Origin of the sequence: Paenibacillus taihuensis (genome assembly GCF_003386535.1) — a bacterium.
Classification (GTDB): Bacteria; Bacillota; Bacilli; order Paenibacillales; family Paenibacillaceae; genus Paenibacillus_Z; species Paenibacillus_Z taihuensis.
The window spans coordinates 1-16,477 of sequence record NZ_QTTN01000019.1; the positions used below are offsets into that span (position 1 = coordinate 1).

Here is a 16,477-nt window from a genome sequence, read left to right on the forward strand (position 1 = left end):
GCAAAGAGTCACTGCGAACGATTCGATCAATGGATACGCCGAAGACTTCGAATGTGTCTGTGGAAGCAATGGAAACGGGTACGCACCCGGATCCGCGAGCTTCGAGCACTTGGCGTACCAAAATGGGCGAGTCTGATCATGGCGAATTCAAGGCGTGGTGCATGGGAAATGTCCCGAAACACAAACAACGCCCTTCCGACTTCCTATTGGGAAGTGAAAGGGCTGAAGAGTATGCTTTCTCGTTATTTGGAGCTTTGTTAACCTTTTGGAACCGCCGTATGCGGACCCGCATGTACGGTGGTGTGAGAGGACGGAGGCTAGCCGCCTCCTCCTACTCGATTTATATCCATTCATTCGGGGAGGTCATTCGATGACAACGGTATGGAGCAAGACTTTGGAGCCAGGGGACAAATGGTCCGGTGTAATTAGCAAAGGGAGATTGCTGCGGTTTACTGCTCTGCAAGGCGATGCCAACTTGGCGCTGCTGCTGTTCAACGCACAAGACTTGACGGAGCGCTACAATATGCCGGATTCGCTCAAAGCGCAATATACGGCGCATCTGACGCGAGGCAATGTGCTGATGAGTGACAATGGCCGCGTTCTCGCGAGCATTGTCGAGGATGAACTCGGCTGGCATGACACGATCAGCGGATTAACTACTCGGGCTGGCACGGATGCCAAATACGGCGCCACCAGCTATCAGCAGCTTCGCAATGAATGGCTGCGCAGCGGCTACGAGAACATGACCGTCGAGCTTGTCCGCAGCGGACTTGGCATTCGTGATCTCGGTCCAGTCGTTAACCTGTTTGCCAAAGTATACTGCGATGATGATGGCCGGATGATCTACGACGCCGACCACTGCAAAGAAGGCGCGACCGTTACGCTTCGCACCGATATGGATGTGCTCATCGTGTTATCGAATACGCCGAATCCGCTCAATCCGATTGCGAGCTATGCTGCCGCATCCGTGCAGCTCGAAGTGCTTGATGCGCCGCCGCTCGATCCGGCAACGGATTATTGCTGCAACTTCCGAGGCGAGAACCGAAGAGCTTTTGAAAATACAGCTGAGTATCTGCTGCTCGCAGGCCGCTAATCCGAATATGAGGAGGAATTTGAGATGACCGCATTTGTCCGATATGAAAGCAAGCTGCAAGCCGAAGAAGCAATTATGGATGAAATTGTTCTCGCTGGTGACGGTTGGATGAAGGAACTGCTGCCAGGTCAAGTACTTCGCATTGTGGACCTAGAGGGGAACCAAGCGGCGGACACATTGTTCTTCGACGCCGAGAACCCGGACGATCACTACAGCGCTGTAGCGACGATCGCCGGGCAAGGCAATATCTACCTCACGACAGGATCGGTACTGAGAGCGGAATCCGGCAAAGAGCTGTTGAAGATCGTCGCGGATACTTGCGGCAGACATGATACAGTCGGCGGCTCTTGCTCGGCGCAGAGCAATACAGTCCGCTACTCGCACGACAAGCTGCACATGCACAATTGCCGCGATACGTTCATGCTCCAGCTAGCCAAGCATGAAGGGGGCTTCGAATACACCAAGCGCGATCTTGCGCCGAATGTGAACTTCTTCATGAACGTGCCGGTTACGCCTGAAGGCGGGCTCCGGTTCGCGGACGGCGTATCCGCTCCAGGCTGCTACGTCGAGCTGGAGTCGCTGACCCGGACAATGGTGCTGATTAGCAACTGCCCACAGCTGAACAATCCATGTAATGCCTATAATCCGACCCCGATTCGGGTGCTGGTCTGGAATCCGTAGTGTAGACGTCGCTAATATCCATAGAGAATAGTATCCGGGAGGGAACCGCATGTTTACGAAAATTCTCATCGCTAATCGCGGCGCTATCGCCGTTCGAATTGAACGTACACTTCGCAAGCTGGGCATTCAGTCGGTCGCGGTATACACAACGGCTGATCAAGATAGCCTTCACGTCGACGGGGCTGATGAAGCCGTATGGATCGGGGCTGGCGCCGCCAAAGAAAGCTACCTCGACATGGACCGCATTCTGCAGACCGCAATTGATACCGGGGCGCAGGCGATTCATCCGGGGTACGGCTTCCTGAGCGAAAATGCTTCCTTCGCCCGCGCATGCCGCGAGCGCGGTATCGTGTTCATCGGTCCAACGCCGGAGCAGATGGAGATGTTCGGCCTCAAGCATTCCGCTCGCGAAATCGCGGAACGTGCCGGAGTGCCGATGCTGCCGGGTACCTCGCTCATTACGGATCAGGAAGAGGCGATCGCGCAGGCTGCGGCTATTGGCTATCCGGTCATTCTGAAGAGCACCGCCGGCGGCGGCGGGATCGGCATGCGGGTATGTAACGACGAAGAGGCGCTTCGTGCGGCGTTCGATGGCGTCCGTCATTTGGCGGAGACGAATTTCAAGAACGGCGGTATTTTCCTGGAAAAATATATCGCGAGAGCGCGTCATGTCGAGGTGCAAATCTTCGGCAATCGTTTCGGCGAAGTTGTTGCCCTCGGCGAGCGTGACTGCTCCATCCAGCGGCGCAATCAGAAGGTGATCGAAGAGAGCCCGGCGCCGAACCTGCCGGAAGAAGTGCGTCAGGAGATGTTCGCATCTGCGAAGCGGCTGGCGGCGGAGGTTGGCTACCGGAGCGCAGGAACTGTTGAGTACTTGTACGATCCGGAAGCATGCAAGTTCTACTTCCTGGAAGTGAATACGAGGCTTCAAGTTGAGCATGGAGTCACGGAGGAAGTGCTTGGCGTCGACCTGGTAGAGTGGATGGTCCGCGAAGCAGCGGATGAGCTCGTTGAGATTCAATCACTTGTGAAGCCAGCCAGAGGACACAGCATTCAAGCGCGAATCTACGCGGAGGACTGCTTGCAGAACTTCCGGCCGAGCGCTGGGAAAGTGGATAAAGCGAGGTTCACGGAGCATGCCCGAATCGAGACGTGGATTCGGGACGGTATCACAGTGACGACGCTGTACGATCCGATGCTGGCGAAGATCATCGTGCATGGCGATAACCGAATGGATGCAATCGGGAAGCTTATTCAAGCGTTCGAAGATACGCGTCTGTATGGCATCACATCGAATTTGCAGTATGTGAAAGCCTTGCTTGGCGAAGAGGAATGCTTGAGCGGCAATGTGTACACGCAATTGCTGAACGGCTTCGAACCTGCCGAGCATGCGATTGAAGTGGTGGACGGCGGCGTTCAGACGACGGTGCAGGACTTCCCTGGCCGGATCGGCCACTGGGATGTCGGCGTGCCGCCATGCGGTCCAATGGATCCGCTGTCCTTCCGCATCGGCAATAAGCTGCTTGGCAATGCGGATGATGCGGCCGGTCTAGAACTTACGCTGCGCGGCGGTGCATTCAGCTTCCGTGATGACATGTGGATCTGTTTGACTGGCACGGATATGGACGCATTGCTAGACGAAGTGCGCGTTCCGCTGTACCAGCCTATCCATGTGCGCAAAGGGCAGCTGCTCAGCTACGGCGAAGCGGCGAGCGGCATGCGCAGCTACTTGCTCGTTGGCGGCGGCCTGGATATGCCGCGGACGCTTGGCAGTGCAGCGACGTTCACGCTCGGCGGCTTCGGCGGGCATGGCGGACGCGCGCTGCGGGCTGGCGATGTGCTGGGCGTGAACCGGAGCGGCAGCAATCCGCCGTCCTCCGAAGTGCAGCTGCACGAGGTGGATCGTCCGGCGATGACCCGCTCGTGGACAATCGGCGTCATTCCGGGTCCGCACTGCACGGATGAATATTTGCTGCCGTCTTATCTGAAGGAACTCGCGAATACGCGATTCGAGGTGCATTTTAACAGCTCCCGTACCGGCGTTCGTCTCATTGGACCTGCACCGCATTGGGCTCGCGAGGATGGAGGGCAGGCGGGACTGCACCCTTCTAACATTCACGACAACGCTTATGCGGTCGGAACGCTTGATCTGACGGGCGATATGCCGATACTGCTCGGCCCGGACGGTCCAAGCTTGGGCGGCTTCGTCTGCCCGGTAACGACGGCATCGGCGGAGTTTTGGAAGCTTGGCCAGCTGAAGCCGGGCGACACCGTGCGCTTTCAGCTGCTGACGCTGGAAGAAGCGGATCAGCTGCGCATCCTCCAAGAACGGAATCTCGATGCGATCGGAGAAGCGGAGTGGTCGAAGCTGGTGCCGGCGGCGCTGCCGCAGCCAGTTCGCGAGCTGGAATCCGCATATCCGCTGCTGGTGCAGGAGACGGAGAGCCGTCGATTCCCAATTACGGTGCGCTGCAGCGGTGACGAGAATATCCTCGTGGAATATGGGGAGATGGAGCTTGACCTGCTGCTTCGGTTTCAAGTTCATGCGCTTATGCAAGCCATTGAAGCGAGCGGCGCGATTCCAGTACTGGATTTGACGCCGGGTATTCGTTCCTTGCAAGTTCATATTGATCCGAAACGGACGAACGTGCTCGAAGCCTGCGAACGAATTCTTGAGCTCGACAGCACATTGCCGCCGCTTGAATCGATATCGGTACCTTCGCGGATTGTTAGGCTGCCGCTCTCCTGGGATGATCCGGCGACGCAGCTGGCGATTGACCGTTATCAGAAAAATGTCCGTCCCGACGCGCCTTGGTGCCCGAGCAACCTCGAATTTATCCGCCGAATAAACGGGCTGGACAGCATTGATGATGTGCAGCGAATTGTTTATGACGCTAATTATCTCGTACTCGGACTAGGCGATGTGTACCTTGGAGCGCCTGTTGCAACACCTGTGGATCCGCGTCATCGCCTTGTAACGACGAAGTACAACCCGGCAAGAACGTGGACGCCAGAGAATGCCGTTGGCATAGGCGGTGCCTACATGTGTATCTATGGTATGGAAGGACCTGGCGGCTATCAATTCGTCGGCCGTACGATTCAAATGTGGAACCATCTGAACCGTGAATCGGCAAGCTTCGAGACCGGCAAGCCATGGCTGCTCCGTTTCTTCGACCAAATCCAGTTCTATCCGGTCAGTGCGGATGAGCTGCTGCAGTTGCGAGAGGATTTTACGCGGGGGCGGTTTGAGGCGGATATTACGGAGACGACGTTCCGCTTGGGCGATTATCTGAAGTTCTTGGCTTCTATTGAAGACAGTGCCGAGGCGTTCCGCGAAGTGCAGCAAACGGCATTTACGGCTGAACGGGAGAGCTGGAAGGCGCAAGGGCTTGCAGAGTATGTGTCTGAAGGCGCGGATGCCGGCAAAGAAACTGCCGAGGATGAACTGCCAGAAGGGACAATTCCAGTCCGATGCTCTATGCCGGGCAGTGTTTGGAAGGTGCTGGTCGAGCCGGGTCAAGAGGTGAAGAAAGGCGAGACGCTCATCATTGAAGAGAGCATGAAGATGGAGTTCAACCAAACCGCGCCATGCGATGGGGTTGTCGCTTCGATCTTCGTGAAGCCGGGCGATGAAGTGCATGCCGGACAGCTCATTGTCGGTCTGGTCAAAGAAACGGCAAGAGAGGTGACGCGCGTATGACAGCAAAGATCGTGTGGCCTGAACAGTTAACGATCGGTTGGCTTCAAGAGCAGTATGCTGCAAAGTGCGTAACGCCAGCTGAGGTTATTGAAGAAATCATTCGCCGAGCATCGCGAGATGAAGCGATGAATATATGGATTACACCGCCGAGTCAGGCGTTGATCCAGCCGTATATCGAGCGGCTGTCGCGAGTAGAAGGTCAAGAGAGTTCGCCGCTGTGGGGGATTCCCTTCGCGATCAAAGACAATATTGATTGGTCGGGCGTGCCGACGACAGCTGGCTGCGAGGCGTTTGCTTATACACCGTCTTACAGCGCGGCGGTGGTCCAACGGCTCATCGATGCAGGCGCCATTCCGATCGGCAAAACGAATCTCGATCAGTTCGCCACGGGCCTCGTCGGAACGCGCAGCCCGTATGGGGAGACGCATAATGCTCTCCGAGAGGAGCTTATTAGCGGTGGGTCGAGCTCCGGCTCTGCGGTAGCCGTCGCTCGCGGGCAAGCGGCGTTCGCGCTCGGTACGGATACGGCAGGCTCCGGCCGCGTGCCTGCTGCGCTGAACGGCTTGGTCGGCTACAAGCCTAGCCTCGGCGCATGGCCGACTAAAGGTGTCGTGCCAGCCTGCGCGAGCTTGGATTGTGTGACGGTATTCGCACACAGCTTAGATGACGCGCTGGCTGTTGACGCGATCGTGCGCGGACCAGAGCTGACGGACCCGTGGTCGCGGAATATCCCGCAGCCGATGACGGATCGGCTGCCTTCGAAGCTGTGCGTACCTCGGGAGACGCCGGCGTTCTATGGACCGTTCGCGTCAGCTTATCGCGAAGCGTGGGCGCGCGCGCTGGAACGTGTGCGCGCGCTCGGACTTCCACTGGTCGAAGTTTCGCTCGACCTGTTTAATGAAGCGGCATCGATTCTATATGGCGGTCCGTGGGTCGCCGAGCGCTGGGCAGATCTTGGCGCTTTCGTCGAGGCGCATCCGGGCAGCGTGTTCCCAGTGACGGAGCAGGTGCTTCGTACGGGGGCAGCGCCTGAGTATACAGCCGCATCTGTCTTTAGGGCAGCGCATCGGCTGCAAGCGCTCAAGCTAGAAGCACACCAGCTGCTCGAGGATGCAGTACTGATGCTCCCAACCTGTGGCGGCACCTACTCGCGCGATGAAGTACGGAGCAACCCGATCGCGACGAACAGCGATATGGGGCGGTATACGAATCATTGCAATTTGCTCGATCTGTGCGCAGTTGCGCTGCAAGCAGGCGAAGCGGAGGGGGAGATACAGTTCGGTATTACGCTGTTCGCTGCGGCAGCGAATGAGACGCTGCTGTGCAGCGCGGCGAAGCTGTTCGCCGCTCAAGCGGGGACGGCGTCTTCTGCAGCGCAAAGCGAACCAGCACCAGCACCAGCACCGACCCCGGTACCGGCACCAGTGCCAGCGACAGAGGCGGATCCCGTCGAGACAACGCTCGTCGCCGTCTGCGGCCTGCACATGCGCGGCTTCCCGCTCGAGAAGCAGATGCAAGCTTGCGGTGCTGTATTCGTATGCGAGACGGAGAGTGCGCCGAAATATAAGCTCGTTAAGCTGCCGACATCACCTGCGAAGCCGGGCATGATTAAGCAGGAGCAAGGAGGCGCGGCGATTACGCTAGAGGTATGGGAGATGCCGCTCGCTTCGTTTGGCTCATTCGTCGCCGGCATTCCGGCTCCGCTTGGCATCGGCAAAGTCGAGCTTGCTGACGGCACGGAAGTGCCTGGCTTCGTATGTGAAGCTTACATTGCCGCGCAATCCGAGGATATTACCGCTGCCGGTTCGTGGCGGAATGTCGTACATCAATAACGCGCTCTTCATCAAGCCGTGTCCTGCCCATCCGTGGCAGGAGGCGGCTTGTTCTCGTTTCCTGCAAACCGAGCTATAATAAGGAGATCAGGAGGGTTGCCTTATGATACGCATGTTACTGATCTCTTTCATCGTGCTGTTGCTGTTCGTAGTAGGGGCAGGCGCATATGCAATTTGGTACGTAAAACCTGACGAAGAATTGAATTTAGACTACGCCGAGGTGCCGATCATGGATCGCGCGCTTACGATGGTTCGTCATTTGAAGACGGATCTTGTGCTCAGTGAAGCGGACGTCAACAATATTGGCAAAGCATCGATCAGTCAGCATCCCGACTACAGTCCGGACATTCGGATCACGGGTGCAAGGTTGGAGTTATTAGGGGGTAAGCTCGTCGCACATGTGAATGTGAAATACAAGAAGCGTTTTCCGGCAGCACTCGTCATTACCTACGGGCTGCAATGGAACGAGCCTAACTTGATCGCTGTTCCGGAGGAAGCGAAGCTTAAGGGGATCACGCTGAAGAAGGAATATTTTGAGGAGATGGTCATTCCGCTTGGTTCCGAAGTGCCGAACTTCGTCCATATCCAGAGGATTGCGATCAAGGGGAAAAGTGTGGTCGTAAGCATACGAAAGCCGACACTGCGAGATCTTCGAAGTCTGCTTGAGCAGGAGTTGAAGAAACAGGTCGGCTGACAGATTAATATGAGTTCGGGTACTAACGGAGTTTAGGCAGCAGCGGGCGAAGTGTTCGGATGAGCAGCGTCGCTACAACTGCTTTCACCAAGTCGCCAGTTAAGTATGGATAACATCCGGCCACCATAGCTTCTTGGAATGAATAGTTCGCCTTATAGGCAAGCCATGGCACGCCGCCGATATAAGCAAGAACTACGCTGAACAGGACAAGGCTGATGAACAATAGGATCACTTGATTGCGGGACAAAGACTTGGAACGTGCGAACAAGCGGTCGCTGACAAGCCCGATCAATAGCGCGGAGATTGGAAACATCCAGATGTAGCCGCCGGTTGCGCCGAAGATCGTTGATAAACCGCCGTTGCCATGCAGAAGAGGCAGCCCTGCCGCAGTCAGCAGGACGACGATCGCAATGCTGTAAAAGCCGTAACGGGCGCCGAGCAGACCGCCTGCGAGCATGACGGCGAACGTCTGGAGCGTAATCGGCACAGGCGTGAAGCCAAGATTGACGCTGACGTAGCCGAAGGCGATGAAGAGCGCTGCAAACAGTGCGGTAAACACAATGCCGCGAATCCAGTATGTAGTTTCAGATTGTTTGCTAGCCGATATTGGGGAATGGCCGGCAGTAACTTTAGTTGGTTCCATTGTCATTTCTCCTCTCAAATGTTAACCTTGTTATCTAGTTGAGGTTAACAATTAGAATGTATCACGTGAATCCATTTTTGGGAAGAGGGAAGTTTGTGACTGTGCAGGATGCAGTGGGAGGCTTGATTCTAAGTGACGTCAATATGGAGCGTTTTCTGGAATCTGGAGAGGTTTCTCCGCGGTTAGATCATATTGATTTCTCGCTTGCGCCAGGCGAGTGGGTACATATAGTTGGAACAAACGGGAGTGGGAAATCGACCTTAGCGAGATTACTCGCAGGGTTAACAATTGATGGCGTTCAAGGGACATGGAATCGCGGTTTCGCCGGAAACCGTCCGATGCCGTATGTGATGCAGCAGCCAGATTCTCAGCTGTTTGCGGAGACGCCGCGGCAAGAAGTTCGGTTTGCGCTTGAGTGGCAGGGGGTTAGCGCCGATGAGATATTGCATCGTACGGAGGCCATTCTCACGCGCACGGGGCTTCTCTCCATCGGTGATGTTCCGTGGGAGCGGTTATCCGGCGGACAGCGCCAGCTCGCGGCTGTTGCGGCTGCGTCTGCGGCAAGCGCGCCTCTCATCGTCTTCGACGAAGCGACATCGATGCTGGATGAGCAGTCTTGTACAGAGGTGCTGCGTCTCGCACGGGAGCTGCACCGGCAAGGGACTGCGGTCGTCTGGGTAACGCAGCGGCTGCAGGAGATAGAAGGCAGCGGGAGGGTCGTTGCCATGCTCGATGGGCGCATCGTGTTCGATGGATTAGGAAGCGACTTCTTGTATGGCTCGGAAGCAGAAGCGGAAGCTGATGCCGATGCTGATGCTGATGCTGTTGCTGGTGCCGTGGCGCTGCGGACACCTCATACTTTGACTCCCTGCCAAGCATGCGGGCTGCGGTTGCCATATTTGCCGGCACTCGCGCTTGAGCTTGGCCGGCAAGGGAAGCTTAAGCGTCCGTACCCGGAGACAGCAGCTGAATGGGAGCAGGTGTTGTCGCAGCTATGACGAAGAATAAGAAAGATCTCTCGATTCGAGGATTGAGATTCACGCAGGCAGGGTTACATATAGAGATGGACCGATCGGGAGAACATGCCTCGATCTCTGAACCGATCGTGCTATCGCAGGGTGAAATTACCGTCATTCTCGGCGCGAATGGTGTGGGCAAAACAAGGCTGATGGAGATCAGCGCAGGCTTGCGAGAGCCAAGTGGGCTTGCCATACAGTTTGGCGCTGAAGAGATGTGGACGAGTTCATCGAGATCGGGATCGACATCGCTGAAGCGCAACCAGCAAGCGCTGCTCGCATATAGCTATTCCTGCCAATCACCCGAAGAACAGCTCTTCGCACGATCGGTCAGGGATGAATTGCAATACACGCTGCGGCCGTACGGGCTTCACGAAACCGAGCGGCATGAGCGCATGGCAACAGCGCTCGCTGCCGTCGGTTGGGACAAAGCATGGCTGACGCGCGATCCTTATTTCATGAGCGGCGGTGAACGGCGAAGAACCGCGCTAGCCTGTCTATTCGCGCCTCCCGCTGCTTGGCTGCTGCTCGACGAGCCGACCGCAGGGCTCGACGCCGACGGCCAGGCGCAGCTTAGCGAGCAGCTCAAGCGAGCAGCTGCGCAAGGGCAAGGCGTGCTGCTCATCTCACACGAGAGCGATTGGGCGCTGCAGCTCGCAAGCCGCATCCTGCTGATGAAGCAGGACGGCAGCGCGGTGCTCTGCACAAGAGAAGCGCTCCTTGCTGAGCCGGACTTGCTCGCTCAAGCCGGGATGGACGTGCCGGACTGGCTGCGAATCGCGCATCTTTTGCAACGCAAATACGTTGGCAATGGTAATGGTGATGACATCCCAAGCGATGCATTCTGGAGTCCGGCCGAGCTGGCACGCGCACTTCCATCTCAGAAGGCGCATACACCTGCGCCAACCAGCACGTCACCGACGGCTCAGACTTCACCGGCGCAGCAGCAGCCGACAAGCCGAACACCTTTCCAAGCACGCGCCACCGATCAGAAACCTTCGCCGCTGACGAAGTTTGACCCACGGTCTGTCTGGCTAACTTACATTTTGCTATCCGCTGCTATCCTTACACAATCGACGTGGCTTGGTGTTGCAATCATGAGCATCCTAACAGCTGTCTGTATTTACTTCGGACGCTTCCCTCTAAAACGATGGAAGGGCGCTATTCTAGCGCTTGCGTTCTTCACGCTTACGCTATCCGTCTTCGCTGGGGTAGGACCGAATGGGCACGGGGGCTACTTCAGCTTAAGCAGCTTCCTGGTATCGCTGCAGTCGCTCATCCGGCCATTCATAGCGATGCTGCTTGGTTTCGGACTTCCGCTCGCCATTACTCCGCTGCGGCTGCGCAGATCGCTTGAGCAATTGCTGGGTATTTTCGGGAAAGTGCCGCTCTGGGGGACCAAGATGATCCTCATCGTCACGCTCCTCCTGCGGTTTATCCCGGTGCTCTTGTCCGAGTGGGAGCGGTTCGGCCGTGTCACCATGGCACGAGGGAAGCAAATACGCCGCTCGGGGCGCAGTGCGATAAGGCAAATGCGCGAAACTGCCGTACCTTTCATGCTGGCGCTATTTCGCCTCGGGGAACAAGTTTCGGATGCGCTCGAAAGCCGCGGCGTCGGTGTAAATCAGCAACCGACCCTGCTCGTCACGGAGAAGTGGAAAGCAATAGATACGCTGCTTGTGATATGCGGGGCTGCGATTTTACTTTTAATCCGTAAGTAGAAAATAGGATTTTGCTGAAGAATCAGCTATGATAGAGGTACCCGAGATTAGATAAAGGAGTGCATGGAAAGCTATGAGTACATCGCTTAAACCGAATTTAGACCGTCATTATACGATTCAATTACTGCAGCAACTGCTTTCCACTCCTAGCCCTAGCGGCTTCTGCATAACCATCATGCGCCTGATTCAGGAAGAGGCGTCGAAGCTTGGGTATGCGATGGAATTGACGCCGAAGGGGAACGGGATTATTACTATTCCGGGGTCTAATCCGAGCGCTGATGAAGTGATTGCACTAACCGCGCATGTCGACACGCTTGGCGCGATGGTGCGTTCGATCAAGTCTAATGGCACGATCCGATTCACTCCAGTTGGCGGCTACGCGATGCATTCCGTTGAAGGGGAGTACTGCCTCATCCATACGCGTGATGGCCGAACATACGATGGTACGGTGCTGACAACGAAGCCGTCCGTTCACGTGTTCTCCGATGCGCGCGATCTGAAGCGCGAAGAAGCAAACATGGAAATTCGCATAGACGAGCCTGTCAAGTCGAAGGACGATGCGCTGAAGCTGGGCATTGGCGTTGGCGATTTCATCTCATGGGATGCACGGACGCGTGTGATGACAAGCGGATTCATTAAGTCGCGGCATCTCGATGACAAAGCAAGCGTTGCTGCCATCTTCGGTCTATTAAAATGGCTGAAGGACGAAGGCAGACAACCGGTTCGCACAGTCAAAATCATTATTTCGACGTACGAAGAGGTTGGTCACGGCAGCTCCTATATCCCGCAGGATATTACCGAAATGATCGCAGTCGATATGGGTGCGATGGGCGATGACCTGTCTACAACAGAATTTGACGTATCGATCTGCGCGAAGGATTCTACAGGCCCTTATGATTATTTGATGACTTCGGCATTGATTGATCTTGCGAAGCGGGAAGAGCTTCCATATGCAGTCGATATTTATCCGCATTATGGTTCCGATGCTTCCGCAGCCATGCATGGCGGCAGCAATATCAAAGCAGCGCTTATCGGTCCTGGCGTACACGCTTCGCACGGCATGGAACGCACGCACAGCAATGCGGTCATGAATACTGCAGCTCTGCTGCTAGCTTACATTATGGAGCCGCGTGCCTAACTGAAACCGCGAGCCCCAAAAAATTACGAGTAGACAACTCGGAAACGATCATTATATGATGAAGGACGGGTGATTATAGATGACAACTAATAATGTAGAGAATACAAATGAGACAGAACCGCAACCACAAGCTATTCCGGATGAGGAATTGCAGCGCCTTATTCAAGTTCTATTGGATAACGGGATGAAAGCACTTCGATTTAAGTTTGAGAATGATGAAGTCGATGGACAAGTCATGATGCACGAGCTTTATGGCCCAATCTTTGTTTTCAAGCTCGAAGTGAAAGATGGCAATAACTTAGTATGCGGATTCTTCATGCGAGAACTGTTGAATGTATTCCAGAACAATGAAGACCCAGCTTTGTGGATGGCTTCCTTCTTCTTGGATTTGATGGATCGGGGCGGCGATCAATTGCTCCCAAGTCCTCCGCAAAACGAAGAATTGGCGAAAGCCGTTATAGACAGCTATCTTGTTCCGACTTGCGCAAAGGTTATTCGCGAAGAGTTTCCGGACGAGCAGGTGTATGTGGATCTAGATTTCAATGAAGAGCATGGTCCAGTGCTTGAAGCAGGGTTCCCGTCCATTAGTGACGGCAATAACATCTGTGCGATGCCGATCCATATTATTATGGCGCACTACCTGCTCAACCGCGATTTTGCTGAACCCATTATCCAAGGCTTGTACCGCATTCGCGAAGAGCACGGCTTGGAATAGTTTCAAGAACATGAAAAAAAAGCCTGAGCAATCAGGCTTTTTTTATTTGGCTAATTAGATTACGCGCTAATGGGCTGTTCGGCGTTTTGTTCCACGGGCGGCGGCTGTTTCTCCGCTCGCATGTAGAGGATAAGACCAATGATGATAAAAGCGCCGCTAACAAGCTGGAAGCCGCTGATCATCTCGCTAAACAGCACCATACCGAGCAGACTGGCTCCGACAGGCTCTGCAAGCACGGACATGGAGATCGTCGTTGGTTTCACATACTTGAGCAGCCAGTTGAAGATCAGGTGGCCGAACACTGTCGGCACAATCGCGAGCAGCAGGAATACAATCCATTCACGCTGCGCATAATCCGTCATCGAGATGCCCATCGTAACATTGTAGATGAAGAAGCAGATCGTCGTCACGCCGAACACGATGCAGCTGTACAAGTACGAGGAGACGCGCTTCATGATCTGTTTGGCAAGCAGCATGTTGATGGATACCGCAAGTGCGCCTAGAAACGACAGCATATCGCCGTAGAAAGCGCGCGACGACAACGCAATGTCGCCCGAACCGATGCCCATTGCGCCGATTAACGCGATGACCATGCCCATGATGGCAAACTTGTTGGCGCGGTCACGGAACAGGAAGTAGGCGCCGACCATGACGAAAACGGGCTCAAGTGCCAACAGAATGGTTGAACTCGCAATTGAGGTGTACGTCAGTGACGCCATCCAGAGCAGAAAGTGAAGTGCCAGGAAGATGCCGGCCAAGACGAGAAGCAGCCAATCTTTCCTTGAGATCTTCCGTACAGCACCTAGCTGTTTTGTACCGAAAGGCAGCATCAGTACGAAGGTGAACAGCATCCGGTACATGCCTTGAACAGAAACTGGCGCGTGTGAGTAACGGACCAGGATCGGTGCGAATGAAATGGCGAGCATGCCAATTAGCAGCGGGATGACAGGAGAGACGGGCAGTTTGGATGATGATGAAGGTCCTTGTTTCAAGCTATAGTTTCCTTTCTTACACGAGATCATGCTTAATACTTATCAAATCGCCTTCATCATTATGCACTTAAGCACAGGGCTGCTGCAATAGATAGAAAAAGTCAAAATGTGTTCATTTGTCGAACCAGAGGGCTTCTGTTATGCTTTATTTATGAAGCGACAAGCTATCCCTGCAGGTAAAGGAGAGAGAATAGGATGGGTGTACCGACAGGAGTTTGGATTTCGGCTGCAATTATTGCCATTCTTTTAACATGGATGACCATTTGGGTAACCAATAAAGCTTATTCGCGCAGATGGGAAGACCACGGCATGGAGAATGAGCAGAAGAACAAGCAATAACCGCCGATTGACATGAAACCAAAAGGTGTCATATAATCAAAAGCGAAACCAATTGGGTTCGCTTTTTTTAATTAGATGGGCTATACACGGAAACAATAAGACTACACTGTTGAAGCAAAAGGAGCTGCTCATTACGATGGAAACGCAAAACACACTTCCGGATATTGTTCATACGCTTACTTTCAAAGCGCCGATTCTTAAAGTTTGGGACGCCGTCTCGACTTCTAACGGGCTTAGCGCCTGGTTCATGCCGAATGATCTTGAAGCGGTTGTCGGGCACGAATTTAAGATTGATGCAGGTCCGTTCGGCATTCAACCATGTATCGTGAAAGAGGTTGAAACGCCAAACCGCATCTCCTTCGGTTGGGGGAAGGATTGGACGATTACATTCTTGCTCAAAGATCTTGCCGACAATCAAACCGAGTGCACGCTCATTCATTCCGGCTGGAATGCGGACATCATCGAGCACGGTATGCCGCATGCCGTTATCCGCGAACAGATGAACAACGGCTGGGGCGGACTCCATCGCGCGCTTGGCAAATACGTTGAGGCTTAATATGGCGCTGCCATCCGGTAAGCATGATGTCTTCCAAGCGATTGCGGACCCTACCCGCCGCGAGGTGCTGAAGCTTCTTACTGACCATGAAATGCCGGTATCTGCTATTTCAGGCCATTTTCCGATTACACGTACAGCGGTTTCGAAGCATTTGCGCATTTTGGCAGAGGCTGGACTTGTGAAGGAGCGGAAGGTCGGGCGCGAGACGCGCTACCGCCTGGAGACACAGCCTTTACAGGAACTTAAGAGCTGGCTGAACTACTACGAACGCTACTGGGAGAACAAGCTTTCTGCTCTGCAGCGGTTCGTTGAATCCGATGAAGAATAGTCACAATCAGGTAACCCGCGATTTACGTATCGCGGGTTTTTCTGTTACCCTTAAGGAGAGAGGAGCGTGCTAATAAGTATGAAAGAGGAAACAGCCGCGATTCAGTATATTGGCCAAGTTGGCTTCATCCTTCGCCGCAATGGATTTACGGTCGCCATTGATCCTTATCTAACCGATTCGGTGGATCGTCTGGTCTCCGAGCCGGCAGATTTCTGGAAGCGCAATTATCCGCCTCCGGTACAGCCTGGCAGCTTAACCGACATCGATCTCGTTCTCATCACGCATGAACATTTGGATCATATGGATCCTGAGACTTTATTGGCTATCGCAGATGCTTCTCCGCGCTGCCGAATAGCCGCTCCACGTATTTGTATCCCGATGCTCCGGGAAGTTGACATTGAGGAACACCGGCTCGTGGCGCTCAAGCACGGCGCACCTATGCTATGCGAGTCCGGACTGATCATCCGTCCGATTCCTGCCTGGCATGAAGCGCGCGAAGTCGACAGTGACGGCTGGGATCGCTTTTTGGGCTATATGCTCGAATGGGACGGGTTCACGATCTATCATGCCGGCGACACGCTTGCGACCGAGCAGCTGATTACCATTTTGAATACGTTTGACATTGATGTCGGCATGCTTCCGATTAACGGCAGAGATCTATTCCGGGAACGGGCAGGCGTCGTCGGCAACATGAACGCACGTGAAGCGGCGGCGCTCGCATGGGAAGTGAAGATGGATATGGTCGTTCCATTGCACTTCGATATGTATCCGAACAATAGTGAAGGCATCAGCGGCTTCGTAGAGGAGCTTTACACGAAGTACCGCGGGCTGAAGTATCATATTTTCCAGCCTGGCGAGACGTTGGTTTATTATAAGAACAGTCCTCATCATTCCAGTCGTATATAAGGGACAATGATTTTTCGTAAACGGTACAACATGACGCATTACCCGCTCGTCTGCCACGTATATTGAATGTACGGTAATTGCTTGACCGCGCTTTAGATCATGTGGAGAAAAGGGGCATTAGCA

Annotated in this window: 16 protein-coding genes; 14 read left to right on the plus strand and 2 right to left on the minus strand. The window is 54.5% G+C overall.

Annotated elements, in window-relative coordinates; genetic code table 11:
- The 6 genes from A8990_RS16310 to A8990_RS16335 all read left to right on the plus strand — a co-directional run.
- Positions 1-261 (plus strand): group II intron maturase-specific domain-containing protein (locus A8990_RS16310; protein ID WP_342772890.1); only part of this gene is annotated, 261 nt, incomplete at its 5' end.
- 109 nt (positions 262-370) lie between these two features.
- Entirely contained in the window at positions 371-1,093 is a 723-nt protein-coding gene (locus A8990_RS16315; RefSeq protein WP_116190112.1) for an urea amidolyase associated protein UAAP1, read from the plus strand.
- 24 nt (positions 1,094-1,117) lie between these two features.
- Positions 1,118-1,774, plus strand: coding sequence for an urea amidolyase associated protein UAAP2 (locus A8990_RS16320; RefSeq protein WP_116190113.1), 657 nt, complete (start codon positions 1,118-1,120; stop codon positions 1,772-1,774).
- Positions 1,775-1,823: 49 nt separating this feature from the next.
- The gene (gene uca / locus A8990_RS16325) at positions 1,824-5,474 is read left to right on the plus strand and encodes an urea carboxylase (protein WP_116190114.1); all 3,651 of its coding nucleotides are present in this window, start codon (positions 1,824-1,826) and stop codon (positions 5,472-5,474) included.
- Positions 5,471-7,306, plus strand: a complete 1,836-nt coding sequence (gene atzF, locus A8990_RS16330; protein ID WP_116190115.1) for an allophanate hydrolase — start codon at positions 5,471-5,473, stop codon at positions 7,304-7,306. Before uca ends, atzF begins: the two co-directional genes overlap by 4 nt.
- Positions 7,307-7,409: 103 nt before the next feature.
- Positions 7,410-8,000: a hypothetical protein gene (locus A8990_RS16335; RefSeq protein ID WP_116190116.1), complete on the plus strand. Its 591-nt coding sequence runs from the start codon at positions 7,410-7,412 to the stop codon at positions 7,998-8,000.
- Between the two features lie 22 nt (positions 8,001-8,022).
- Here A8990_RS16335 and A8990_RS16340 read toward each other — a convergent pair whose 3' ends face one another.
- Complete coding sequence (locus A8990_RS16340; protein WP_116190117.1) at positions 8,023-8,643, minus strand: biotin transporter BioY; 621 nt, start codon at positions 8,641-8,643, stop codon at positions 8,023-8,025.
- A 95-nt stretch (positions 8,644-8,738) separates the two neighbouring features.
- Here A8990_RS16340 and A8990_RS16345 point away from each other — a divergent pair, with 95 nt between their 5' ends.
- The 4 genes from A8990_RS16345 (at position 8,739) to A8990_RS16360 (ending at position 13,233) form a co-directional block, all read left to right on the plus strand.
- Positions 8,739-9,641: an energy-coupling factor ABC transporter ATP-binding protein gene (locus A8990_RS16345; protein ID WP_181909615.1), complete on the plus strand. Its 903-nt coding sequence runs from the start codon at positions 8,739-8,741 to the stop codon at positions 9,639-9,641.
- A complete protein-coding gene (locus A8990_RS16350) occupies positions 9,638-11,380 on the plus strand; it encodes an ATP-binding cassette domain-containing protein (protein WP_181909616.1) in 1,743 nt (580 codons plus the stop codon). The genes A8990_RS16345 and A8990_RS16350 overlap by 4 nt, the downstream gene beginning before the upstream one ends.
- A 73-nt stretch (positions 11,381-11,453) precedes the next feature.
- A complete protein-coding gene (locus A8990_RS16355) occupies positions 11,454-12,518 on the plus strand; it encodes a M42 family metallopeptidase (protein ID WP_116190120.1) in 1,065 nt (354 codons plus the stop codon).
- A gap of 79 nt (positions 12,519-12,597) precedes the next feature.
- Positions 12,598-13,233 (plus strand): hypothetical protein, encoded by a 636-nt coding sequence (locus A8990_RS16360; RefSeq protein ID WP_116190121.1) that lies wholly within the window; start codon positions 12,598-12,600, stop codon positions 13,231-13,233.
- 59 nt (positions 13,234-13,292) lie between these two features.
- Here A8990_RS16360 and A8990_RS16365 read toward each other — a convergent pair whose 3' ends face one another.
- Complete coding sequence (locus tag A8990_RS16365) at positions 13,293-14,225, minus strand: DMT family transporter (RefSeq protein ID WP_245996057.1); 933 nt, start codon at positions 14,223-14,225, stop codon at positions 13,293-13,295.
- Between the two features lie 195 nt (positions 14,226-14,420).
- Between A8990_RS16365 and A8990_RS31575 the strand changes: the two genes are divergently transcribed.
- The 4 genes from A8990_RS31575 to A8990_RS16380 all read left to right on the plus strand — a co-directional run bounded on the left by A8990_RS31575 (position 14,421) and on the right by A8990_RS16380 (position 16,354).
- On the plus strand, positions 14,421-14,564 hold the full coding sequence (locus tag A8990_RS31575) for a hypothetical protein (RefSeq protein ID WP_181909617.1): 144 nt from the start codon (positions 14,421-14,423) through the stop codon (positions 14,562-14,564).
- A 136-nt stretch (positions 14,565-14,700) separates the two neighbouring features.
- The gene (locus A8990_RS16370) at positions 14,701-15,120 is read left to right on the plus strand and encodes an SRPBCC family protein (protein WP_116190123.1); all 420 of its coding nucleotides are present in this window, start codon (positions 14,701-14,703) and stop codon (positions 15,118-15,120) included.
- A 1-nt stretch (position 15,121) separates the two neighbouring features.
- Entirely contained in the window at positions 15,122-15,448 is a 327-nt protein-coding gene (locus tag A8990_RS16375; RefSeq protein WP_116190124.1) for an ArsR/SmtB family transcription factor, read from the plus strand.
- Between the two features lie 78 nt (positions 15,449-15,526).
- Positions 15,527-16,354 carry an MBL fold metallo-hydrolase gene (locus tag A8990_RS16380; protein WP_116190125.1) on the plus strand — a complete coding sequence of 276 codons (828 nt, stop codon included), beginning with the start codon at positions 15,527-15,529 and terminating at the stop codon, positions 16,352-16,354.
- Positions 16,355-16,477 lie beyond the last annotated feature (123 nt).